At 58.2% G+C, this 23,495-nt stretch carries 12 protein-coding genes, 1 tRNA gene and 2 pseudogenes; 4 read left to right on the top strand and 11 right to left on the bottom strand.

Going from position 1 to position 23,495, the window contains the following annotated elements; all coding sequences use genetic code 11:
- Positions 1-37: 37 nt before the first annotated feature.
- Together AB656_RS00660 and AB656_RS00655 are read right to left on the bottom strand one after the other, a co-directional pair.
- Positions 38-1,393, bottom strand: a complete 1,356-nt coding sequence (locus AB656_RS00660) for a glycoside hydrolase family 30 protein (RefSeq protein WP_033503880.1) — start codon at positions 1,391-1,393, stop codon at positions 38-40.
- 110 nt (positions 1,394-1,503) lie between these two features.
- Positions 1,504-2,838: an MFS transporter gene (locus AB656_RS00655; protein WP_033503881.1), complete on the bottom strand. Its 1,335-nt coding sequence runs from the start codon at positions 2,836-2,838 to the stop codon at positions 1,504-1,506.
- 301 nt (positions 2,839-3,139) lie between these two features.
- Here AB656_RS00655 and AB656_RS00650 point away from each other — a divergent pair, with 301 nt between their 5' ends.
- Entirely contained in the window at positions 3,140-3,757 is a 618-nt protein-coding gene (locus tag AB656_RS00650; RefSeq protein WP_033503882.1) for a TetR/AcrR family transcriptional regulator, read from the top strand.
- 210 nt (positions 3,758-3,967) lie between these two features.
- Here AB656_RS00650 and AB656_RS07550 read toward each other — a convergent pair.
- Positions 3,968-8,143 (bottom strand): annotated as a pseudogene (locus AB656_RS07550) (acyl-CoA dehydratase activase-related protein); the annotation flags it as partial.
- A gap of 288 nt (positions 8,144-8,431) precedes the next feature.
- Positions 8,432-9,304 (bottom strand): annotated as a pseudogene (locus AB656_RS08165) (BadF/BadG/BcrA/BcrD ATPase family protein); the annotation flags it as partial.
- Between the two features lie 276 nt (positions 9,305-9,580).
- On the opposite strand from AB656_RS08165, the gene xseA reads away from it, so the two are divergent.
- Both xseA and AB656_RS00635 read left to right on the top strand, forming a co-directional pair.
- The gene (gene xseA / locus AB656_RS00640) at positions 9,581-10,903 is read left to right on the top strand and encodes an exodeoxyribonuclease VII large subunit (protein ID WP_081924935.1); all 1,323 of its coding nucleotides are present in this window, start codon (positions 9,581-9,583) and stop codon (positions 10,901-10,903) included.
- Between the two features lie 90 nt (positions 10,904-10,993).
- Positions 10,994-11,305: an exodeoxyribonuclease VII small subunit gene (locus AB656_RS00635; RefSeq protein ID WP_051905206.1), complete on the top strand. Its 312-nt coding sequence runs from the start codon at positions 10,994-10,996 to the stop codon at positions 11,303-11,305.
- 77 nt (positions 11,306-11,382) lie between these two features.
- On the opposite strand, the gene AB656_RS00630 is transcribed toward AB656_RS00635, so the two are convergent.
- Entirely contained in the window at positions 11,383-12,402 is a 1,020-nt protein-coding gene (locus AB656_RS00630; protein ID WP_236681878.1) for an endonuclease/exonuclease/phosphatase family protein, read from the bottom strand.
- Positions 12,403-12,561: 159 nt separating this feature from the next.
- Between AB656_RS00630 and AB656_RS00625 the strand changes: the two genes are divergently transcribed.
- Positions 12,562-12,634: transfer RNA gene (locus tag AB656_RS00625), tRNA-Arg, on the top strand.
- Between the two features lie 292 nt (positions 12,635-12,926).
- Here AB656_RS00625 and AB656_RS00620 read toward each other — a convergent pair.
- The 6 genes from AB656_RS00620 to AB656_RS00595 form a co-directional block, all read right to left on the bottom strand.
- Complete coding sequence (locus AB656_RS00620; protein WP_051905204.1) at positions 12,927-13,778, bottom strand: AraC family transcriptional regulator; 852 nt, start codon at positions 13,776-13,778, stop codon at positions 12,927-12,929.
- A 242-nt stretch (positions 13,779-14,020) separates the two neighbouring features.
- Positions 14,021-15,355 (bottom strand): ABC transporter substrate-binding protein, encoded by a 1,335-nt coding sequence (locus AB656_RS00615; protein WP_033503883.1) that lies wholly within the window; start codon positions 15,353-15,355, stop codon positions 14,021-14,023.
- A gap of 88 nt (positions 15,356-15,443) precedes the next feature.
- Entirely contained in the window at positions 15,444-17,540 is a 2,097-nt protein-coding gene (locus tag AB656_RS00610) for a beta-galactosidase (protein ID WP_033503884.1), read from the bottom strand.
- A 64-nt stretch (positions 17,541-17,604) separates the two neighbouring features.
- Complete coding sequence (locus tag AB656_RS00605) at positions 17,605-18,579, bottom strand: carbohydrate ABC transporter permease (RefSeq protein ID WP_033503885.1); 975 nt, start codon at positions 18,577-18,579, stop codon at positions 17,605-17,607.
- A complete protein-coding gene (locus AB656_RS00600; protein ID WP_033503886.1) occupies positions 18,576-19,412 on the bottom strand; it encodes a carbohydrate ABC transporter permease in 837 nt (278 codons plus the stop codon). The genes AB656_RS00605 and AB656_RS00600 overlap by 4 nt, the downstream gene beginning before the upstream one ends.
- A gap of 464 nt (positions 19,413-19,876) precedes the next feature.
- Entirely contained in the window at positions 19,877-23,248 is a 3,372-nt protein-coding gene (locus AB656_RS00595; RefSeq protein ID WP_051905203.1) for a DUF5107 domain-containing protein, read from the bottom strand.
- Between the last annotated feature and the right edge of the window lie 247 nt (positions 23,249-23,495).

The following is a 23,495-nucleotide window of genomic DNA, read 5'->3' as shown; positions in this document are numbered from 1 at the left end:
ACGCTAATCCACCCAGCCCGCGGTCCGGCGGACCGCCTTATTTGATTACGAACGTGTTGAACGAACGGGGCTCCAAGGTGGCCTTGAACCCCGAACCCTCCTGCACGTCCTGCCCCTCGATTCCGGCGCAGGAGAACGGCATGGACCGCTCCAGCGCGTTCTGGGCCACCACCACCCGGCTCCCGTCAGGGTTGGCGAAGGCGATCGACATGGCCCCGAAATGCCCCCGGCTTTCCAACAGCCGGGCGCCGGGCTGGACGTAGTGGGAGAAGTGCCTCATCACGTAGTACTCCGGGTTACGCCGGACCTCGTGGGTCGTGGAATCCACGGTGAACAGGGAGTTCTGCCTCCAGCCCCAGGTGCTCAGACCGTCGCCAAGGACCATGTTCCAGTAAGTGTAAGCGGTGGCGCCTGACTTGAAGTAGCGGTTGATCAGGGAGAAGACGTACTCGGCGTACTCCCAGGAATTCTCTCCCATGCCGCACTCGGACTCGGTCTGGATCAGCTCGATCTCGGGCCAGCACTGGTGGGTGCGCTCGATGTCGTGCTGGCCGGCCCACTGGTAGCCGATGCCCTTGATATAGCGGCGGCAGTCATCGTCGAAGAGGATATTGTCCACAAAGCGGCTGTAGTTCTCCAGCTCGATGCCCGAGGCCGAGAACTTCATGTCCTCCGGACCGTTCAGGGTGCCCAGGAAGATGTCGGTGCCGGGCGCCTCCTTGGCGAACAGCGGGCCCAGGTAGTCACGGATGAACAGGCGCAGATCGTCGCTTGACCACAGGCAGGAGGGGAACTTCTGATCGGCGAAGACCTCGTTCTGCACGTGCAGCTGGTTGATGTGGATGCCGCGACGCTCGTACTCCTGCACGTAACGCAGCAGATAGTGGGCGTAGGCGTCCAGGTTCTCGGTGCTGGTGACGATGCTCCCGAAGTTGTAGGCCTTGGAGGTCTTCATCCAGGTGGGCGGGCTCCAGGGGCTGGCGAACAGGCCCATATTCGGCTGGTAGCGCTGGGCTTGGCGGATGTAAGGGATCAGCGTGGACTCATCGCGCTCCACGCTGAAGTCCTTGAGCCCATAGTCGCCCTCGGTCTCGTCGTAGCTGTACCAGGAGTCGGCGAAGTCGTTCGCGGCCACCGGCGTGCGGTTGAAGGAGAAGTTGAGTTCGTCCGGGCTGAAGAGCTCACGGATCACGCCTTCGCGCTCCTCCTGACCCACTTGCTGCAGGGGTAGCCAGCCCAACTCGTTGAAACAGCCGCCAAATCCACGCAGCTCCTGCAGGCCGCGACCGGTCAGCTCCATGTCGTCCGATGACCCCAAAGGGACGGGCTCGATCGCCGCTTCGGACAGCTTGCGCTGGGGGGTGCTTGAAATCCACTCGATTGTCCGAGTCATGCGTTTCCTCCTATTAGTGCTCCGGCGCCCAGGTCCCCGCGACCATGCGACATGGACGAGGGCGCCGACATTCATTCATTGATTATCGTTGACCTTCCAGGTCCTGCGACTCACTTGACCGTCCTGATGGCCATGATGAAGACGCAGCCGACCAATGCCGAGACGATGGCGGTCGGGAAAGCGGCCGCGTAGCCGAAGTGCAGCACAATGGCGGACATGACCAGCGGGCCTGCCATCTGGCCCAGGGTGGTGGACAGGTTGAGAATGCCCAAATCCTTGCCGGCCTGGTCCTTGCTGGGCAGCACATCCACGTTCAGAGCCTGGTCCACTGAGGAGTAGACGCCGTAGCCGAAACCGGCGATGCCGGCGTAGAGGTACATGCCCATGGCCGAGGGCATGACCCATGGCATGGCGATACCGATGGCGAACAAACCGGAGGCCACCACGACCGGCACCTTACGGCGGCCGATGGCGTCCGAGATGGGGCCGGAGACCAGCGAACCGACCAGGGTGACAATCATGGTGATGACCGACATGACGGCGATCGTACCGGCCGCTTCCTTCACGGTCTGCCCCACGTACTTCTCCACGATGTACATCTGGTAGGTGGAGATCATCTGGTAGCTCAGCAACATGCACAGACGGCCCACGAACGCCTTGTAAAAGTCATGGGCGCCGTGCAGACGGGGAGGCTGGAAGGACTTGACGACGTCGATGAGCGAACCGCTGTCCTTGGGCAGGTAGTCGGCGCTCTGCTCCTTGGGCATGATCAGGATGGACACGATGCCGCCCAGGAACATGAGCAGGCCCGCGAGCGCGAAACCGGACACCATGTGGGAGACGAACGCGGCGCCCAGCAGGGAGCCGATTGGCGAGCCGACCGTGGAGCCGGCGCCGTAGAAGGCGGACAGGGTGCCGCGCACGCCGGAGGGCACGCGGTCGGACAGGACGGCGACCAGGGGCGCGATCATGCAGTTCAGACCAAACATGCACAGGCAGTAGACGATGGTCAGGAGCACCGGGTTGGTCGTCATGCCGGTCAGGAAGAGCGTCACGCCACCCAACACGGCGCCACCCAGCACCCAGGGCGTGCGACGCCCGTAACGGGAACGGGAGCGGTCGGAGAAGTTACCGAACAGCAGATTGGAGACCAGGGAGGCCACGGCCGTGCAGGCGTTGACCACACCAATCAGGTACTCAGGCGAGACGCCCGGCACCTGCTTCAGGTGTTCAGGCAGCAGCACGAAGCTGACTATGCCCAGGCCCGACATCCAGAAGACGCCGAAAAGCAGGAAGCTCAAGCCGAAGCGTATGATGGTCTTCTTATCTACTGGTTTTCCCGTTTCCGGCGAAAGCGTCGGGTCCTTTTCGGCTGCCGCGATCGCGGCCTGGTGGGCTGCCAGCCGTTCCTGGGCGGAAGCCGTTCTTATTGCAGAGTCGTTCATCCGACGACCCCTTTCCTTCTCCATGGTCTGCATTGACGTACCTAGCGAGCGGAGGATCGCAACCACTTCGTTATCTACCATCCGTTAGATAATTTAAATCTAATACTCGTTCAACAAATTTGTCAAATGAATGATTGAACGCCACTCCTGGCCTGGGAAGGTCTGCCTGGGGAACGGCTACGGTTACGATGAACGGGAAAGAAGAACGCGGCTTAAGGCCCGCAGGAAAGGTTCGCGGGCACACCGGCAGGCCCTGACGGGTATGCGACGGCGGCGACAGGAATACGATGGGGGCGCAGGGATGGCCAGGAAAGTACGCAAGACGCCGCAGGCCCGCCGCGAGGAAATCACCAACGCCACAGCCCGGCTGGTGAGCGAGAAGGGCTACAACGGCATCACCCTTAAGGACGTGGCCGACGCGGTGGGCATGTCGCAACCGGGCGTCCTGCACTATGCGGGCTCCAAGGAGGGCCTGCTCTCCTTGATAGTGACGGAAGTCTACGCGGTCTACGGCACGCCTGAGGAGTTTCTTACCACCGGACTGCCCGGCTCCGACCCTGCCTCCCCGCACTTCCCGGCCTACCTGCGCTACCTGGTCAAGCACAACGTCAGCCAACCCGAGCTGGTCCAGCTGTTCATGGTGCTCCAAGCCGAGTCTTTCGACCCCTCCCACCCCCTGCACGACTATTTCAAATTCCGGGCCGAGCGCGTCTGGAAACATTACTCGCAAACCCATTGGAAGCTGCCCGAAGGCATGGACTGGAAGCGCGACATGAAGCCCTACGTGCGCATGAGTCTGGAGGCCATGGACGGCATTCAGCTCCGCTGGCTGCGCGAGCCCCCCATGGACTACCTCAAGGAATGGTCCGCCTTCGAGCGCGCCATCTACCCCTCCCCCACCTGGGACCTTTACCGGTGAACGCTTCGTAAGCGCGGGAACTGGCGCGGCGGGCAGCCGACGCCACGCGGGGTCGCCTTACGCTTTATGGGTCCCATATCCCAAGGAGAAAGAAGCTGAGGCTTTCCGCCGCTTCGGGTCGAGTCCCACCCCAATCAGCCGCTCATGCTTCCGCCGGAACGAACAATGAGACCCTTCATCACCGAGGTTCCATGCGCGCACCGGTTGCCCTTAGCGCACTTCCATCGTCTCCAGGACCTTGTCTGATTCCTGGCCGGGTGCCGGTTGGGAGGAATCATCGAGGAAAGCGTCCAGGGCCTCGTCATTCACAGGCTGCGCGGCGGGGTCTTCGTGCTGGGTGGCCTCACGCTTCTTGGCGGCGGCAATCATGAGCTTGATGCGGTTGAGCTGGTTGGCTTCGGAAGCGCCGGGATCGTAGTCGATAGAGACGATGTTGGCCTCGGGGTACTTACGGCGGATCTTGCCGAACATGCCTCGGCCCGTCACATGGTTAGGCAGGCAGGCGAAAGGCTGCGCGCACACAATGTTGGGCGCCCCCTCCTCGATCAGTTCGATGATCTCGCCGGTCAGCAGCCAGCCTTCGCCAGCCTGCACGCCCAGGGAGGTGACCGTGTCGGCCTTGGCCCGTAAATCGGTGATGTGGCTGGGGATGTCGAACTTGCCGTGCGAGGCCTTGAAGCCTTGGATCATCGGCGCCCGGTAGGCGTCCGCCGCCCTCAGGGCCATCCGCTTGAGCTTAATGGGGCCGCCGGTGCCCAGTCGCTCCTCGTTCCACTCCGCGTTGGACATGCCGTTGACCATGAAGTCACAGATGCCCGGCAGCACGGCCTCGCAGCCCTGGTCCTCAATCAGATCGACCACGTGGTTGTTGGCGTCCGGGTGGTACTTGACCAGGATCTCGCCCACCACGCCCACGCGGGGCTTGCGCTCCGCCTGACGCAGGGGCAGGCGGTCGAAGGCCGCGATCATCTGCTTCATCAGGCTGGAATACGGCAGGAAACCACGCCCGTACTCGCGCTGAGCCGTGGCTGACCATCCGTGGTGCTCCAGGGTCTCCTTGCAAATCGTGTCCCAAGTCTTATAGAGCCGGTTCGCCGAACCGGGCTCGACCTCGTAGGGGCGCACCCGAAGGAGGCATTCGATGAGGGCGTCGCCCAGGTAGAAGGCCTTGACCGCCCGGTGCAGGAGGGAGGGCGTGACCTTGAGGCCCGGGTTGGACCGGAACCCTTGGACGCTTAGGGTGATGATCGGCACGTAGCCGTAGCCCGCGTCCGCCATAGCCTTGCGCAGGAGCCCGAAATAGTTGGTGGCCCGGCACATGCCTCCGGTCTGGGTGACGATCACAGCGCACCCGTGCGGGTCCAACCGGCCGGACAGGAAGGCGTTGACCAACTGACCGACCACGATGATCGCGGGGAAGCAGGCGTCGTTGTTGACGTACTTGACGCCTGTGTTGATGTCCTCGCTGCTGGCGTGCTTAAGCAGCTCGACCTTGTACTTGCCGCTGGCGAACACCGCCTCCAGCAGGGAGAAGTGGACCGGCGACATTTGCGGGCACACGATCGTATAATCGTGGCCCATGGCCTTGGTGAATACGTTGACATGAGCGTACTTGGACAGGCTGGGCTTGCGGGCCGCCCCCGACCCGGCGGCATCCTGCCACCGGCGCCCGGAGACCGCATCACCGGTATCCAAGGCCTGGGTCGGAGCTTGCACAGGACGCGCTGTGGTCGTCCATGGAGAATCGGGACCCTTTCCCCTCTGACCGCTTTGAGAGTCCTGGCGGGAGCGACGCTCGCTAAGGCTGGTGAGCCCGTAGGGGTGGAGCCTGATCAACCCCTCCCCGCTGCGGTCGCGCAGGGCCAGGAAGCGAGCCAGGGAAGCGATCGCGGCCTGGGACTGCTGGACGCTGATCCTGCGGGCGCCGGTGGAGCGGAAACCGTCGGGATCCGCATGGTTATGAGCGATAGCGTCCCCCTCGTCCAGGAAACCAGTTTCCACAATATTGCCTTCATCCTTCGGCCCCGCGTCCCGCTCGACGGGAGCCGCCGGAGTGGCCACCCCAGTACCCTCGCCGCCCTGGGTCTTGCCGCGCCGAACCCGCTCCTCCATAGCCGCCTTGAGCGAACGCAGACGAATCTTGGCCGCGCCCAAGTTCGACACCTCGTCGATTTTCAGCTGGGTGTACACGTCGTCCTTGTCGGCCAGGATCTCTTGCACCTGGTCGGTGGTGATCGCGTCCACGCCGCAGCCGAAGGAGACCAGCTGCACTAGCTGCAAATCCGGGTATTCGGAGACGAAGCGGGCGGCCGAGTAAAGCCGGGAGTGATACGCCCACTGGTCGGTCACGCGCAGGGGCATCTTGGAGTTGTCCGGCCCGCTTACGGGCACCGTCTTGCGGAACTGCCGAGCCCGGCTGCTGTTAGAGGCCAGGGCCCGCTCCCCCGCGTCGGAGAGCACATAATCGCTGAGCTTGGGCAGGTGGTTGGCGTCCAGCTCGCAAATCGAATCCTCGGACAACACCGCCATACCCAGGGAGCAGATGGTCTCGGGAATGCCATGGTTGACCTCCGGGTCCACGTGGTACGGCCGACCGGACAGGACCACGCCGCGTACATCATGCTCACGCATGTAAGCCAGGGCGCGCATGCCCTCCTGGCGCACATCCTCCTTGAAGCGGGCGTCCTCGCGGAAGGCCTCCTGCACGGCAACGCGCGCCTCGTCCTCCCTGACTCCCGCCCAGGCGAACTCCTTGGTCACGCGCTCAACCAGCTTCTCCCGGTTGGACAGGTTGAAATATGGGGCCATGAAGCGTACACCGGGCTGGTTCAGCTCGGCCATGTTCGCCTCGATCACGATTGGGTAGTTGGCCACTATCGGGCAGTTGTAGTGGTTGTCAGTGCCGCCAACCAGCTCCTGCTCGTAGGTGACGCATGGGTAGAAGATGGTCTTGAGGCCCTTGTCCAGCAAGGATTTTACATGCCCGTGGACCAGCTTGGCCGGATAGCAGATGTTCTCCGATGCGATGGACTCCATGCCCTCCTCGAAGAGCTCATGGTTGGAGCGCCCCGAAATCATGACCCTGAAGCCCAGGGAGGTGAGGAGGGTGAACCAGAAGGGGTAATCCTCGTACATGTTGAGCACGCGTGGGATGCCGATGTCGCCGCGAGTGGCCTTCTCCGGGGTCAGACGACGGTAGGCGAAGGCTCGCTTGTACTTGAAATCGTACAAATTCGGCCGGTCGGAACGCTGTTTGGACTTGTCGCCGCCCCGCTCGCAACGGTTTCCGGTCACGTAGCGGCCACCGTCCTCGAACTCGGTGATCGTGAGCTTGCAGTGGTTCTGGCAGAGCTTGCAGATGTCATGGGTGGTGGTCATCGACAGGTGGTCGAGCTCCTCGCCGGCCAGCAGGCTGCTCACAGGGCGGTCCGAACCCTCCCCCTCATAGTCGGCGCAATGCATCCGGGCCGTCAGCGCCGCACCATAAGCGCCCATCAGACCGGCGATGTTGGGCCGTACCACCTGACGGCCGGTCAGAAGCTCGAAGGCACGCAAGACCGCGTCATTCAGGAAGGTACCGCCCTGCACGACCACAATCGGGCCAAGGGCGTCCGCATCGCGCAGCTTGATGACCTTGTACAAGGCGTTGCGCACCACCGAGTAGCACAAGCCGGCGGCGATATCCTCAGGCGAGGCGCCCTCCTTCTGAGCCTGCTTGACCGACGAGTTCATGAACACAGTGCAGCGCGAACCCAAGTCCACCGGGGCCTTGGAGGCGAGCGCCTGCTGGGTGAACTCCTGGATCGTGATGCCCATCGACTGGGCGAAAGTCTGCAGGAAGGAGCCGCAGCCGGCCGAGCAGGCCTCGTTGACGCAAATCGAGTCGATCACACCGTCGTTGACCGCTATGTACTTCATGTCCTGGCCGCCGATGTCAATCACGGCGGTGACGCCGGGGCTGACCTCCTCCGCCGCCCGGTAGTGGGCCATCGTCTCGACCACGCCTTCGTCCACGTGCAGACCGGCGGAAATCAGGCCTTCCCCATAGCCTGTGGAGCACGCGCGGGCGATCCAAGCGCCCTCAGGCAACGCGGCGCTCACCTGCTTGACGATCTGCGCCGCCGCAGTCAGCGGGCTCTCCTCATGCACACCGTAAGTGGACCAGACGATGCTTTTGTCGTCATTGATCAAGGCGGCTTTGATCGTAGTCGAACCGGCGTCAATCCCCAGGAAGTGAGGTCCTTTCGCCCCTTCCAAACTGCCGGTGGCTATGGTTTCGGCCGAGTGGCGACGTTCGAAAGCCTCCCGGTCCTCGGCGTCTTTGAAGAGGGGCGCGACCGTGCGGGCCATGGAAGGGAGCGAATCGAGGGACTCCAGGGCAGAGAGCACCGCGTCCAGGGTGGACAGGTCGAGATGGCCCTCCTCCTGCTCCAGGGCGGCCCGTGAGCTCTCCACACGGGCGGCCGAGTCCGTGTCCGAACCCGCCTGCTTGGGTTGGACGCTGAGTGTGCTGCGGCCGTCAACCTTGGCGTCCTCAAGGGCCATTTTCTCCAGGGGGCTCGCGTTGGCCGACCGAGCTCGCTTGACCTCCTCCGGGTCCAGCCCCCAGGCCGGACCGAAGGGATCATTCACGTCGGTGGCAGGCGTGTAATCGCTGGAAACAAGCCGTTCCTGCTCATCATCGCACGCCTGGCCAGCCTGCCCGGCGACTAAGGCCGCCCCGTAAGCCACGTATAAGTGGGCGTCCTCGGGGTTGATGTAGGAGCTGACTTTGCCTTCCAGCAGGCGTTTGAACGCCCCCCGCAGCTCGGGCATGAAGAAGAGAGGGCCACCGAGGAAGACCACGTTGCCACGTATAGGACGGCCGCAAGCCAGGCCGGAGATGGTCTGCGTGGCCACGGCGTTGAAGATGGACGCGGCCAGGTCCTCCTTGGCTGCGCCGTCGTTGATTAAGGGTTGGAGGTCGGACTTGGCGAAGACCCCGCAGCGCGAGGCGATCGGGTAGATGGTCTGGCAGCGTGAGGCCATCTCGTTCAGACCAGCCGCGTCCGTGTTCAGCAGGGTGGCCATCTGGTCGATGAATGCGCCAGTGCCCCCCGCGCATGAGCCGTTCATCCGCTGCTCCGGCGTGGGCTTCAGGTAGGTGATCTTGGCGTCCTCGCCGCCCAGCTCGATGATGACATCGGCCTCCGGGTAGGTGGCGGAGATCGCCTCCGTCTCGGCGATGACCTCCTGGGAGAATTCGGCTCCCAACTGCCGGGCCAGTTCCAGGCCGCCCGAACCGGTGATCGCCAGCCTGATGGGGCTGTCTTCCATGTCGCGATGGGCCAGGGAGAGCTTGATGTCGGTGACCAGCTCGGCCACGCACTGACGCACGTTGGCATGGTGGCGGCGATAGTCGGTGAACAAGGCATCGCTCAAACGGTCCGAAGCACCCAGGACGACGGCCTTGACCGTGGTGGAACCAATGTCAAGCCCCAAACGCAAGGGAACTGGGTCCTCCCGCGCTCCGTCCGCCCGTTGCGCTCCTGTCAGACCTTGCGTCATAAAGCCAGAACCCCGCATCCTGCCGCCTGGAAAGACGGACGCCCGACCCTCCGCGCCCGCTCATAACGGCTTCATACATAAGATGCTATCGCCAAGCCTGACCATGCGAGTCCCGCATAGGCAGATACACCTACGCCAATAGCATAAGGGAGAAGGCCGCCTGGACGCATACATGGCGCGGGCAGCGCCGTGCGCAGCGCCAGGATTGTCCCTGACCCGCGGGATTGTGGAAGCTAGACGAAGTGCCGACATGAGGAGGCGGATGTGCGCTCGGATATGGCCATACACACAGCTTTCGCGCCCGGCTGGGCCGATGCCGGCGGAGGCGCGCCAGCGGGTTCGATCAACCGGCCCAAACCTTTGAGCGAACTTCCTCGCCTGGCCAGGGACACGACCGCCGATGACCCTTGGCCGGTGAGCGTGCTCAGCCAGAAGTACCACGATGCCGTGGCCCGCTGGCCCGGGGCCTGGGTGGAGGGGCAGATCGTGGAGATCAACACCCGCCGGGCCGGGTCCGCCTACCTGACCGTGCGCGACAACTTCGAGGACATCTCCGTGTCCGTTATGGGCTTCCGCGCCTTCGCTGCCAAGGCCCGCGACTTCCGCCAGGGCGACCGGGTGGTGGTGCATGGCAAGCCCGACCTGTGGGTCAAGCAAACCCGCTTGAGCTTCATGGCGGACGACATCCGACGGGTGGGCACCGGCGACCTCAAAGAGCAAATCGAGCAACTGCGCCGGCAGCTCAAGGGCGAAGGGCTTTTCGATGCCGAGAATAAAGTGCGGCTGCCCGAATTCCCCCAGCGAATCGGTCTGATTTGCGCACCCCAAGCCCGGGCGGAGGGCGATGTGATCACCAACGCCCGCCTCCGCTGGCCCACGATCGAGTTCTCAGTGGTTCACGCCCATGTGCAAGGCCCCCAGTGCCCGCCCGAGGTGGTGGCGGCCATCCAGAAACTGGACGCCGACCCGAGCGTGGACGTGATCATCGTGGCGCGGGGCGGCGGCTCCTTTGAGGACCTGTTGGGTTTCTCCGACGAGTCCGTGGTGCGCGCCACCGCAGCCTGCAGGACGCCGATCGTGTCCGCGATCGGCCACGAGGACGATTGGACCTTGATCGACCTGGCCGCCGACCTGCGCGCCTCCACGCCCACCGACGCCGCCAAACGCGTGGTGCCGGACGTGATGGAGCAAGAGGGCATTATCGCCGAAGCCAGGATGCGGATTGAATCACGTATCCGGGCCTTAGTGGACAACGAGACCAGGCTGATTGAGGGCTACGCCAACCGGCCCAGCCTGACCCAGCCGCTGACGATGCTGGACAAGCCCCAGCGATTCGTGGATGAGGCCAAGGTGCGCCTGGACATTGCCTTGCGAAGGATCGCGGACGACGCCTCGCTCACAGTGGAGAAACTCCAGTCTTCTTTGACCGCCCTCTCCCCCCAATCCACTCTGGACCGGGGCTACGCGGTGGTGCAGACGGCTCAGGGGGCCGTCGCCTCCGACGCCTCAGTCATCCCAGACGGAGCCACCATCAAGGTCACCCTCAAGCGGGGAGCCCTGGAGGCCACGAAAACCGCCACCCTATCCCAGGAAGACTGAACGGCTGACCGCGGCCAGCCCCTAGCGCGACCGCACACGACCAAACCAAGAGCAAGTAAGACGAACAGCGTCAACACGAAGGAGCCAATCATGGCGGAGAACACCGCGAAGAGCAACGCAGACAACGAGGAGACCCTGGCCTCCACCCTGTCCGACAAGGAGCGCGAAACCATCGCCAAACTCCCCTACGAGCAGGCCCGGGACCAGTTAATTCAGGCGGTGCAAGCCCTGGAGGCCGGCGGCCTGGACCTCGACGCCTCCATGCGCCAGTGGGAAATCGGCGAGGCCTTAGCCAAGCGGGCCCAGGAGTTGCTGGGACAGGTGCGCGCCAAGCTGGACGCGGCCCAAACCGAGCAAGCCTCTGCCGGGGCATCCGCCGGCACCCAGTCCAACCTGGAGTAAACAGCGCGATTCCTGTACCGGGAGGCGGCCATTGCGTTCCGTCCCCTCAGGCTCTCAGCGACTCGGTTTTCAGCCTCTCACCGCCCCACCCAGATGCTGCCCACCAGCCCACGGTGGTCGGAACCCGGAATCGGCAGGGTCTTCAGCTGGCCCGCTTGGATGCCCTGGTCTATAACGATGTGGTCGATGGCCGTGAAGAGCGGCGTCCTCGCCCGGTCGGCCGGCCAGGTCATCGTCAGACCGTGGCCTGAGTAGCGGGCCGCGTCCTGGAAGCGGTCGCCCAGGAAGTCGCGGAAGGGGGCGTGGTCGTAGCTGGCGTTGAAGTCGCCCATAAAGACATATGTGGTGTGCACGTGGGCTTTCATGGCGCTCAGCTCGTCCAAGCTGCGCTTCCACTGGCCCCACTCGCCCGGCGAGGGTGACGTGGTGTGCACGCAGACGAAGCGGACCTCCCGGCCGCCGCCGAAAGTCACGGTGCCGGCCGGCATTTGCGAGGCCGATGAGTTCACGTCGTCGCGGGCCGGGGAGCCCAGGGGCGAGGCCGACCACAGACCGTTGCCGTACTTGTGGTCCGCGGAGGCGATCTTGGCGTAGGGCAGGACTTCCTTGATGCCAGCCCTGTTCAGCCTGTCCACGAACTCATCGGTGGTCTCCTGCAAGGCCAAAACCTCCACCCGGTTGGCCCGGACGGCCTGGACTATGGCCTGGGCGTCGGCGCGGCCCTTGTAAACGTTAACGGTCATCACGCGCGCCGCATCGTCGTCAGTGAGCGGTTGTTCGGACGATCCAGCGACTATGGCCCGCTTAGGCAAGTCGTGGTCGGCTGCGAAGAAGGGGTAGACCCAGCCCACACCCGCGCTCAGACTGGCCAGGGCGAGTAGAGCGGTCAGCCAACGCCTGGTGGTCAGGGCGAGGACCAAAGCCAGGGCCGCGACCAGAGCGAACCAGGGGGTCAGCGAGACCAGCTCCGGCAAGAAGGGCCAGTCGGCGAACCGGCTGGGCAGGAGCCTGGCCCCGGTGCCGATTAAGGCGAGGACGGTCAAGACGCGCGCCAGCAGCGTCAATAGCAGTCGCGCCCCAGGAATTCGTCCTATCACCGCCATCCGCTCGCTCCCGTCAGCCAGTATCAATCCTTACTGATTGTGAGCGAAACCCGCGACCTGCAGAGCCCTGAGCGAACGGCCGCGCCCGCCCCGGCAATCGGCCCCGCCGAGACGCTCGTACGGCCTGGCCCCGTGCTACAGTGGTGTTTCGTTGCCCCGGTAGCTCAGGGGATAGAGCACTTCTCTCCTAAAGAAGGTGTCGTGCGTTCGAATCGCATCCGGGGCACTCTGGCGGCTCAGGCAAGAGGGAACAGAGCCGCATCACCACCGATGTTGTGTAATACGCTGCATCACATAAGCATGTTATAAGCCCACAGGTGCCATTCGGAAAGAGCCCTACCACCGACGCTTCTCTCCTTATACGTCGCCGTTAATCAGCATCCAAGGAAACTAAAACATCAAGGTCCACAACACACGGCAGCTATAAGCTGGATTATTTTACTTCTACTATTCATCGTTACATGCACGATTGAAGCCACAAGGCGCGTACATGCCTGTGTTAACTCGAATAGCATTCGTCACCCTTGTTTCAGTCTGCGATATTCCATCGGAGTCATACCTGCGCTCTTCTTGAATGCAGCACACAGCGATGATTCGGAAGTGAACCCACACTGCTGGCAGATTTGACGAATGGACATCAGACTGTTGACCAGCAGGTATTGCACCGCATGAATCCTGGCATCCACCAGGTAGGCATGGGGCGTGATACCGGTTTCCTGCTTGAAGAGTCGGATGAAGTGATACTCACTGAGGAAGACACGCTCGGCCAACTCGGAAATGGTAAGCGGCTCATACAGATGAGTGGATACGTATGCAATCGTGTCTTCCACCACCTCCGTTTGCTTGCGCTTAAATGAACGAGGCTGTTCATCCGCGAACTCGGTAAGGAGGTCGGTGATGCATTTGGACATTCTGGCTTCGGAATATCCATTTTCGGCGGTCAACAGGGTGTTGATGGTTCTCATCCGTTCCAGAGCGTACGTCTCGGAGGAAAGCATAAAAACGTTACCCAACTTTCTGACGATGTATTCGTAGTAGGGCTGGGCCATGACACCATCAAAGTGAAGCCATTGTGCCGTCGTCCTGATATCGGTGCTATAGGCATGGCGTTCGTAGCAGTTAATCAGTACAAAGCTATCCTCTTCAGCCACAAAAGAACCCTCGGGTAGGTCGAAGAACAACCTGCCACTGTCGACATAAATGATCAAATAGCTGTCGAAAGATCTCCGCTCCAACCTGTAGCCAGGTTCATAGAAAAAATCGCCCATCCGTAGGGGGTAGAAAAAAGTGGCGCGGGCGATGGCCGACGGGGTGTGAATCAGAAAATCCGAAGCACTTGCGTCAATACCATGCTCAGCGGGTTTCGCCACAATGCACTCTTCCTTTTCGCCAAGGTTCTTATCGCTGACACTGCCCTCATTGCCCCGATACACAGTCTAAGCAGCGGTCACGCTGCAACCTGTTCTCGCCCTTTAACGCTATGCCTCTGCAGCGAGTCAAGCGGTAAGCAAGAAGGCATGGGCACAGTACGGAGCAACACAGACAGTATCAAGAATGCCGTTGCCCTGTATCTTATCAATACAAGGCAACGGCATCAGCCGATATCAAATGATTATTTGACGTTGAAGCCTTGCTGCTTTCCATATTCTTTCAGGTGCTTCTGCCAAGCGGACACGCCTTGCTTCAAGGTGATCTTTTTGTCGGTGTAGGCGGAGCCCACATCATCGGCAAAAACGGTCCGGGCATAGACCTCGAACGGCAGTGTATCGTGACCTGGAATTACGTCACCAGCGGCCTTCGCCAGAACCTCATTGTACTTCTGACCACCGAAGTACGCGATATCCTCCCCCTTGGCGTTCTTGACCGTGGTTGCGTCCTTGAACTTTTGCGACTTAGTGGTTTTCACATCGTCAGGGAAGGAGCCTCCCGCCACACGCGCATCGATGCTGGCCTGATTCCGGGAGATGAAATCGATGTACTTATACGCGGCATCGGTCTTCTTGCTGGACGACATGATAGCCAAGGACGAGCCACCATGGTTGGAATTGACCGGTGAACCATCCTGGGTTGGCATAGTGGTAACCCGCCACTTGCCCGCTTGATCGGGGGCCACATTAACCAAGGTGGTTGGAATCCAGCACCCTATCAGAGCGGAGGCAAGCTTGCCGTTGTTCAGACTTTTGTTCCAATCTTCAGTCCAGATGACAGTCTTGGTGTCGACCAGGTCCTCATCAATCATCTTCTGCCACCACTTGATGAAATCCTGAGTGCCCTTATCATTGTCCAAATCGATGGAGAGGTCCTTTCCATCGGCTGAAAGCTTATAGGGGTGTCCATTGGCTTGCCAAATCATCGCATCGAAGAAGCCAGAATCGCCTGAATCGGCGGCAATGTATGAACCGACCGAACGAATCTTCTTGGCGGCCTCATAGTACTGGTCCCAGGTCTTGATCTGAGTCGCGTCGACGCCGGCCTTATCGAATACGTCCTTGTTGTAGAAGAAAGCCATGGCGCCAGAGCCGAAAGGCAACCCATAAGGCTTCTTGTTGACCAGGACCGAATTCCAAGTGCCCGGATTATAGAACTTGGAATAGCCCTGCGTCCGGTCACTCAAATCGGTCAGGCGATTATTAATGGCATATTGGCTCAAAGCGTAAAGTTCGATTTGCGCCACGTCAGGAGCCCCTTTGCCAGCCTGGAAGGCATTGTCGAGCGCCGTGTACTGCTCCTTTGCGGTCCCGGCATTCTGCAATTTGATCTTGATGTTCGGGTACTTCTTCTCGAATTCCTTGGTCGCCGCCTTTAGTGTGGGCTCCCATGCCCAAACATTTAGTTCCACGTTCTCGTCTGTGGCGCTTTGCTTGCCGCCGCAGGCAGAGGCACCGAGGAACATGGCCACTACACCAGCACAGGCCACTAAGCGCTTCAGACCCTTAGCATGTTTCATTGTGTGACTCTTTTCTTTTGATTACTTTTCGTCAATCATTGACGCTGGCCTCATACCCTGTAACAGGCATAAGTTCCAAACTCACCAATCACTTCCTGGTCCCCTTGCTGACCACTACCCCGTTGGGTTCAAGGATTGCGGTTTCCTTAGAAGCATCAACCTCGGCATGGGACCAAATGATAGGCACGCCCTCCAGCTGGGCCGCGACCTTGTCTCTAGTCCGGTTAAAGTAAAAGGCGAAAGCCTGGCCGGTCTCCTGGTTCAGGCGTTCAAGTCTCAGAAGATTGCCTGATCCAGCCGAATCAGGCAACGCAATCCCCATAGCTTTGCACAGCTCAGGAAGGCTTAGCGCAAGATTCTCACGGCCCAGACGGCAACCCACATATGCGGCTTGCCCCTTTCCAAAAGCGTTAACAGTGATGGCCGGTACCCCAATCATGCCAGACCAAGGATCATCACCACTATAGGTGACGAGCACACGGGTCGTGTCCTCGACTGAGGTGATGTAATCAGCAATATCATGGGCCCTCGCACCGTTACTGAGGGTCAGATGGTCGAGAGCCCCATCCTTGCCATCGCCCATGGGCACGAACTCTTCCGATCGGACGCCCACCACATCTCGAATGGAGCCGGGATAACCCCCCAACCAGATATGATCGTTTTGGTCGCTGATACCTGTGTAATAGGTCACAATGATTTTGCCGCCAGCCGCCACATAGTCACGGACTCTGCGGGAGTTGTCGGCATCCAGGATGTAAAGGCTGGGGAGAACCACCGCCTCATATGTGTCCCAATCTCCACGCACCGGTACCACATCCGCCCGCACGCCCACATCGGCAAGGGCCCTGAACCAATCCAAGGGCTCTGTCCAATGATGCACGTTCTGTGAGGGAGTGGCCGAATGCTCTGTAGCCCACTGACTCTGGTAATCGAATACCACAGCGACGGGAGATTTGACCACTCCCGCATCCAACAGACCTTCCTCGGTCAAGGCTCGCAAATCCTGACCAAGCTCACAAGTATCCCTGAAAACCTCGGTATCGGTTCCAGCATGAGAAATCATGGCCGAATGGAACTTCTCCGCTCCGGCTTGGGACTGCCGCCATTGGAAGAAGCAGATCCCATCCGCCCCCATGCCCAAGTGCACCAATGAATCCCGTATGAGCTGACCTGGTTCTTTTCTCTCGTTGATGGTCCGCCAATTCACAGCCCCGGTTGATTGCTCCATGAGGAGCCAGGGATGGCGACGAGCCACCCCACTGATAAGGGAACCGGAATACGCCAATTCATCCAGGTGCGCCTCACCAGGCGTGAAGTAGTGGTCATTGGAAACAAAGTCCACTTGATAACCCCAGTCATCATAATCTAGGGTCATGTTGCCGGCACTGATCATGAAGTTGGTGCTAAGAGGCTTGTCAGGCGTGATTTCAGCAAGGGCATCACGTTCCGCCTCATAGAAACTCTTGAGAGCATCCGAGCTGAACCGCTTAAAGTCCAGAAGCCTACTAGGGTTGGTAAAATTCCCCTTGCCTATGAAACGGGGCGGGATGATTTGGGTAAAGTCATTAAGTTCCTGTGACCAGAAAGCGGTCCCCCATGCCTTGTTTAGGTTCTCAATGGTGCCATACCGTTCTTTGCACCAGAGCTGGAAAGCGTTCTTGGCATCATCGGAATAGTCGAATCGATTATGGCAACCATACTCGTTGCCCACATGCCAAGCTACGACGGTAGGGTCGTCTTTGTAATGAGTCGCCAGGGCACGGCAAAGGGTCAGGGCATACTCGCGGTATACCGGGCTCGTGGGTTTCCAATGCTGACGAGCACCAGGCCAGCAGACATCTCCACGCTCATCCTGCCAAAGCACCTCGGGATGAGCCTGCGTGAGCCACATTGGCGGAGAAGCCGTGGAAGTGGCCAAATCCACCGCAACGCCGGAACTCCCAAGCATGTCAATGACCTTGTCCAACCAGGCAAAATCGAAGACACCCTCTTCGGGCTCAAGCTTGGCCCAGGAAAAAATCGCCAGCGAGACAATGTTGACGCCGGCCTTGACCATATAGGCCATATCTTTTTCCCAAACGTCCTCCGGCCATTGATCGGGGTTGTAATCGCCGCCGAACCAAATCCTGGGTCTGTCGCCCTTGACTGGTTGAGGCCACTTGAACTTCCGATGCTGTTCGGTCATCTGCTTCTCCGTTTCATATACCAATATGCTTCGTTATTTCCGGGCTGCCATCGTCGGCGCCCGTCTATTCCTTGACGGCTCCTGCAGCCAATCCAGATTGCCAGTACCGTTGAAGAATCAGGAAAGCGATCATTAGGGGGATCACCGTAACCAGAGACCCTGTGATGACCAGATTCTGTATTGCATGTCCACCGGCTGTATTGGCCTGATTCTTCCACTGATTAAGTCCAATGGTCAGGGGATACCATTCGGAATCCTTCAACATAATCAATGGCAGAAAATAGTTGTTCCAGGTCGCTACGATGGCGAACAAGGCCGTGGTCACGATTCCCGGGGCCAAAAGAGGCAGACTGATGGTCAGGAAGGTCCTGAACTCACCCGCACCATCTACCCTCGCCGATTCCAGGAGCTCCGTCGGCACTGCCTGTTCTGAGAAAATCCACATAAGGTAAAGGCCAAATGGACTAATGAGGCTAGGCAAGATCATGGCCCAGGGAGTATTGGTCAAACCCATCTTTGCGAACAGGAGGAACTGCGGAACCGCCAAGGCGATACCGGGAACACTGATAGAACCAAGAACCACGGCGAAAACAGCCTTACGACCAGGGAAAACGAACTTCGCCAAGGCATACCCACCCATAATGGCCAGGATGGTTGCCCCACCTGCACCAACCACTACGTAGAGAAGGGTATTCAGGAGCCACCGTCCGAAAATACCGTCTTCATATGTAAAGACGGTGACGACGTTGTCCCAAAGCGCAAAGGTGTGACCAAACCAAAGCCCGAAGGTTGACGTGAAATCCGGTTGCGTCTTGGTGGCGTTGATAATCAAATACGCAAAAGGAAAAAGACAGTAGACGGCGAAGACACCTGTCGCCAATGTCAGCGGCAGGGAACGACGGGGGTTGGAAGGGTTGGAGAATCCAGCTTCCGCTGCCCGCTTGCGCTCCGCCCGTTCATCCCTCGCTATGCGTTTCGCCCGCTGCCGCTCTCGAGCTCGAATTGCTGAAGGCGATTCATCCATAATATCAGCGGTCATTTCATTTGCTCCTTCAGACTGTTCAGCTGCACAACGTAAGCGATCGCCATAGTGATGACCGCCATGACGATGGCCAAGGCCGCGGCGTAATTCGACTGGTTACCCGCAAAACTGAGACTGTAGGCGTACATGTTCGGTGTGTAGTAGCTGGTAATAGTATTTCCCGGCACCATGTTCTGCATGATTGACGGTTCATTGAAGAGCTGGAAGGAACCAATAATACTGAAAATCACAGTAATGGCCAGACTGCCACGCAACTCCGGCATCTTAATCCGGCGTACGATTTGCCACTCACTCGCCCCATCGATTGCTGCGGCCTCGTAAAGAGAATGCGGGACGGTGGATAAGGAGGAATAGAAAATCAGCATGTTATAGCCCGTATATTCCCAAGTCACGATATTGCCAATCGAGACAAGCAGAATATTAGGAGCCAACAAGTCCATGTGTAAGCCGGTCCATGCATTGAATGAACCCACAAGACCGTATTTCGCTCCGTACATGAAACCCCATATCAGCGTGGACACCACAGCCGGAACCGCATACGGCAGGAAAGTGGATATACGGAAGAATTTTGTGCCGTGCAACCTCATAGAGTCAATTGCCAAAGCCAGAAGCGCGGCCAAAAACAGGCAGAGCGGAGCCTGAATCAGCGTGAAAGCGCTGACACGTTCAACTGAACTCCAGAAGTTACCATCCGCGAAGAGCCGTTTGTAGTTGCTTAGCCCAACGAAAACGGTTCCTCCTACCATCCGCCTTTCAAAGAAAGAAATATAAATGGCGTAGATAATCGGGATGACGAAAACCAGCATGAAAGCCAGCGCGAAAGGTCCCATAAACTTCCATCCGCGCCAATCACGTCGGTGTCTGTTACTTGTGCCGGGTTGTCGATCTTTCGGAGAATTCACAGAACTCGCCGCAGAAATGGAATGTGTCATTCTTCTCCTTTGAGATGTTTGATTTGACAGAATCAGCCAACCCTACGTCAACGATGACGGTCTTCCTTTTTGCTGTCCTCACTTAGTTGAAAGGCATCGCTTTCAACTATTTGCAGAGAGGGCAAAGCACAAGTTTCTGATTACTGGACGTTCAGCTGTTCAATACCGCTGACTACATAAGCGACCCTGATTATAGTGATATTCTGCTGGAAACAAACACAGCAGTTTTCTCATACGCACATCTTCGTGCCCTCTTTTCAGTACTCTATTATACAACTAAACAACGTAGTTCCAGTCTATAAATAAGTACTGAGGAACGTATAAGAAAACTGCTGCATTATATTAGAAAATTGCTTTCGCTTTTACTTCGCTTCCTTGCTCCTAAACTGTGCGGCCAACCGGTCCACCGTTATGGCTTTCATGAATGCCGTGGCCTGCATATGAGTGGGGTCATCAGCGAGAACCCGTCCAAACCAGTAAACTGACTCTTTCTCGTTGCCCATGCCTAGGTTCGCCAGAGCAATAAGGTACTGGCAATGCACGTGGTTCATAAGGCCATAGTCCCTTTCGAACACCCGGAAATCAGGGAGGGAAACGGCAAAGAAATCAACATGGTCACTTTCGTTCAGGTGCTGTTCACCATAATCCAACAGCCGATAGAAACGCGCATTCGCCTGGCCAGCCTCACCCAAAGCCAGGTGGGCAAGTCCTTGGAACAGGATCATTTCAGACGGCTGATCATTGTAGTACAGAGCTCCCTTGACCTCATTCGGACCTGTGGAAGCCTTTCTGAATTCGGCAGTCGCCTCTTCGTCCTTATTCAGTTGCTGATTAACCAGGCCCAGGAAGTAATGGATATCGTTGTCCTTCTGCCCTTCCAGCTTTCCTTCCCCTAAATTTTCAGGGTAACGCTGTGCCATTATGAGTTTTTCTTGCGCCAATTGCCAATCTTTCGCCTTCATAGCTTGCAGGGCTATGAGGATCAGCGAAAGACGATACTGGGCGGTCACCTTTCCTTCGCCGCCTTCCCAGGGATGGAAATGCCGCTTTGACATAAGCTTGAAGGCTTGTTCATAAGAACCGGTCAGATTGAGAATCTCCATATACTCGACGTATAAGTCATCACGGGATTCAACCAAGGTCATATGATTTTCGAAGAGCTCACGACGCTGCAGATAGGTCCAGCCCATTGCCTGATGCAGTTGATCCAACTCCAAAAAAACTCGCGCGTCCGACTCGTCAAGGCGGAAGGCCTCTTCCATCTGTTCAAGGGCATCATGCTTCCGGCCAAGCTTGTTATAATAGGCGAGAGCCAGATTCCTGTGGACCGTGGGGAAAGACGGATCAGCAGCACAGGACCGTTCCCACATGGAGACCGCCCGACTGGTCTGCAATTTGTCATAGTACAGGCAGCCGAGATAATAAGCGGCCCTGGGGTTGGCTCCCATACCAATGGCGTCCCTCAAGACGAAGATGTCTTCAAGCGCATTGGGGAAACAATATAGCCCCCGCAACTTTTCGGCTGTTTGAATATGCCGCGCAGACTGCTCAAGTCTACCCAAACGATGCTCACAGTAGGCCAGATAGTAATTCACCAAGGCATCTTGTTCATCCGACCGCAGCAACGCCGCGCAAGCCTCCTCGTAGGCGCCGAATGACATATAGGTGCGAGCCAGATTCAAATAGTTATAGGTCCGATTCCCCATCAAGGAAAACACCTCATCGCTATCTCCCAGCAAATGCCGTTCGAAACCTGACACGAAGTCAAAAGCGTTGTGCTTCAGATTCTCGTCGAGACTTTCTAACGCATCCTGTTCCCTCCCTTGACGACGCAGGAGGAAGGATTTCAATGCCAGGGCCTTGGAACTGAGGGCATTATATTCCAGACTACGATTGACGAATGCCAAACCCTGCGCCCACTCAGCTGTCCTTGCGCACATCATGGCCAGGTAATAATAACCCTGGCTGGCCTGGGTCTCATCCCAGGTTGCCTTGTACCAGGCATCGTAAGCTTCCTGATCATTGCCCAGGAAGAACTCGGCAAGGCCCAAATCCGTGAAAGCCCGGCCGTCATAAGGGTTGGGATTATGCTCAGTAAGTCGCTTGATTGACGTCTTGAAATGCTGTCTGGCTTCTTCAAATGCCCCCCGCCTTAGCAGCAGTTCCCCATAGGCCACATTGATTCTGGTATCGTTGGGATCGCGTTTAAGGCCTTCAAGGTAATACGGATCCGGTCGGCTAGTGGCATGCCGATATTGCTCCAAATGCTGACCCGTGAGCAAAAGTTCCTCGTTGGTGGCCATAGCGGAAGGCTCACTCGGCGCTTTTGCCGGTGAGGGGATTGTTGGTATCTTCGGTCGAAGCGGTCGGTAAGCGACTAGGCTTCTCCCTTGCTCGTCCGTGACGCTGATTGAGATCTCCCAGGGCTTTTTGCCTTGAGTATTGAACAAGCCTTCGCATGTATGGTCAGGTCCAATTTCTGCTCTTGTTTCCGCGAGCACTTGATTGTCGTCTCCAACCACCTTGACGATGACTTCTGCATGTCTTGACGTAGCTGAAACCTTAAAGCGTCCTTGCCCATCCTGGAGGCCGGCGCCATCGACCCCTTCTGATTCCCGCTCAGCCTCAATCGGATCGGCAGGGCCAAATTCCAAATTCACTGCCGCATCGAGGGTTGCGTTCTTGACCAGACCCAGGGACCGATAAGGCATGAAATACTGGGTGAAATGCTTGGTCTCATACGGCTTAAGCCAAGTGAAGTCAGGTTGATTATCAGTGAACACGCCGGTCATAAGCTCCACATACGGGCCGTTGGCGTCAGTAAGGTTCCTGTCCCACGCATGACCGAAATCGCCAGAGCCCCAAGTCCATTGCTTCTTACCGGGGCTGATATGGTGATCGGCCACATGAAGGATGCCTGCTTCCTCCTTGAAATCATAACCGCCGACAAAATCGAAATCGGAGTGTGCCGCCATATAGCTGGTAGGTACAGGAATGTTCTTGTAACGGCTTATATCCACACCCTGGGAGTAGTCATGCTTATAGTACGTCCCCGTCGCAATAGGATAACGGCTGACATCACGCTTGCCATGATCCATCACAGCAACAACGTCAGGCGGCATTACGGTCTTGGTGTGCTCATTCACTGGCACGGCAGGGTTCGCCCACCACAAGAAGCTCTGGGGCAGGGGTGTGCCATTATAGAGGTCAGCGGATATCTCAATGTAGGATTTCCCCGGATACAAGGCAATAGTGGTGACTACTTCTGTGCCATGAATTCTGTCCACGTCATGGCATTGCACCCCCCTGCCATCATGATCCAGCTCTACCAGCCGGTAATCGACCGGCATGAATGTCGTTGGTCGATGGTGCTGAGGCCAGTTGAATTCAATGCCGCCTGAAATCCATGGGCCCAAAAGACCGACCAAGGCAGGCTTGACCACGTCATTTCGGTAAACGAAATCGTAGTTATTGGTCTTATCAGTGGCATACTGGATGCGTCCGCCCAATTCAGGCAGTACGGTGACTTTGAGAAATTCGTTTTCCAGATTAACGGCATTGTAGACTTTGTCTTTTTTATCGTCAGTGATGGATTCAATCACCGGGTAGGGGTAGACCTTACCCGTCGAACCCTGGTATACGCGACCTTCTATAAATTGCGGGTTAGAATCCGGCTTACCTACCTCATAGGTCGGTATGGTGAGCTGAACATTGGTGGCGGACACCGGCTTCATTGCTCTCTCCTTAATCGTCGTTATCGTGCATCAACCAGCACGATCCGGTAAATGATGCATCTAGTACAAGGCTAAAAGACAACAACAAGCTTGTACGCGTTAGAATTGTCAGACAATAGAGAAAAATTGCGGTTGTGAACGTCATTATGATTGGTTAATACAATCTTCATCGATTGTTTGAACTCAGAAGTCCACAACATAATTCTCTATTAATTAAAAAATATCAATGCATAAAGGGTCAGGCGAG

Origin of the sequence: Bifidobacterium actinocoloniiforme DSM 22766 (assembly GCF_001263395.1) — a bacterium.
GTDB lineage: Bacteria > Actinomycetota > Actinomycetes > Actinomycetales > Bifidobacteriaceae > Bombiscardovia > Bombiscardovia actinocoloniiformis.
The sequence above is the reverse complement of the archived record's forward strand: the minus strand, read 5'-3'. Positions and strand labels throughout refer to the sequence as shown.

Bases quoted from the DNA above. Each gene is read 5' to 3' on its own strand.
- AB656_RS00635 (WP_051905206.1), top strand. From the start codon at position 10,994: ATGGCGGAGAACACCGCGAAGAGCAACGCAGACAACGAGGAGACCCTG.
- AB656_RS00605 (WP_033503885.1), bottom strand. From the start codon at position 18,579: ATGACCGCTGATATTATGGATGAATCGCCTTCAGCAATTCGAGCTCGA.
- AB656_RS00600 (WP_033503886.1), bottom strand. From the start codon at position 19,412: ATGGGACCTTTCGCGCTGGCTTTCATGCTGGTTTTCGTCATCCCGATT.
- AB656_RS00650 (WP_033503882.1), top strand. From the start codon at position 3,140: ATGGCCAGGAAAGTACGCAAGACGCCGCAGGCCCGCCGCGAGGAAATC.
- xseA (WP_081924935.1), top strand. From the start codon at position 9,581: ATGGCCATACACACAGCTTTCGCGCCCGGCTGGGCCGATGCCGGCGGA.
- AB656_RS00615 (WP_033503883.1), bottom strand. From the start codon at position 15,355: ATGAAACATGCTAAGGGTCTGAAGCGCTTAGTGGCCTGTGCTGGTGTA.
- AB656_RS00655 (WP_033503881.1), bottom strand. From the start codon at position 2,838: ATGAACGACTCTGCAATAAGAACGGCTTCCGCCCAGGAACGGCTGGCA.
- AB656_RS00610 (WP_033503884.1), bottom strand. From the start codon at position 17,540: ATGACCGAACAGCATCGGAAGTTCAAGTGGCCTCAACCAGTCAAGGGC.
- AB656_RS00595 (WP_051905203.1), bottom strand. From the start codon at position 23,248: ATGAAGCCGGTGTCCGCCACCAATGTTCAGCTCACCATACCGACCTAT.
- AB656_RS00660 (WP_033503880.1), bottom strand. From the start codon at position 1,393: ATGACTCGGACAATCGAGTGGATTTCAAGCACCCCCCAGCGCAAGCTG.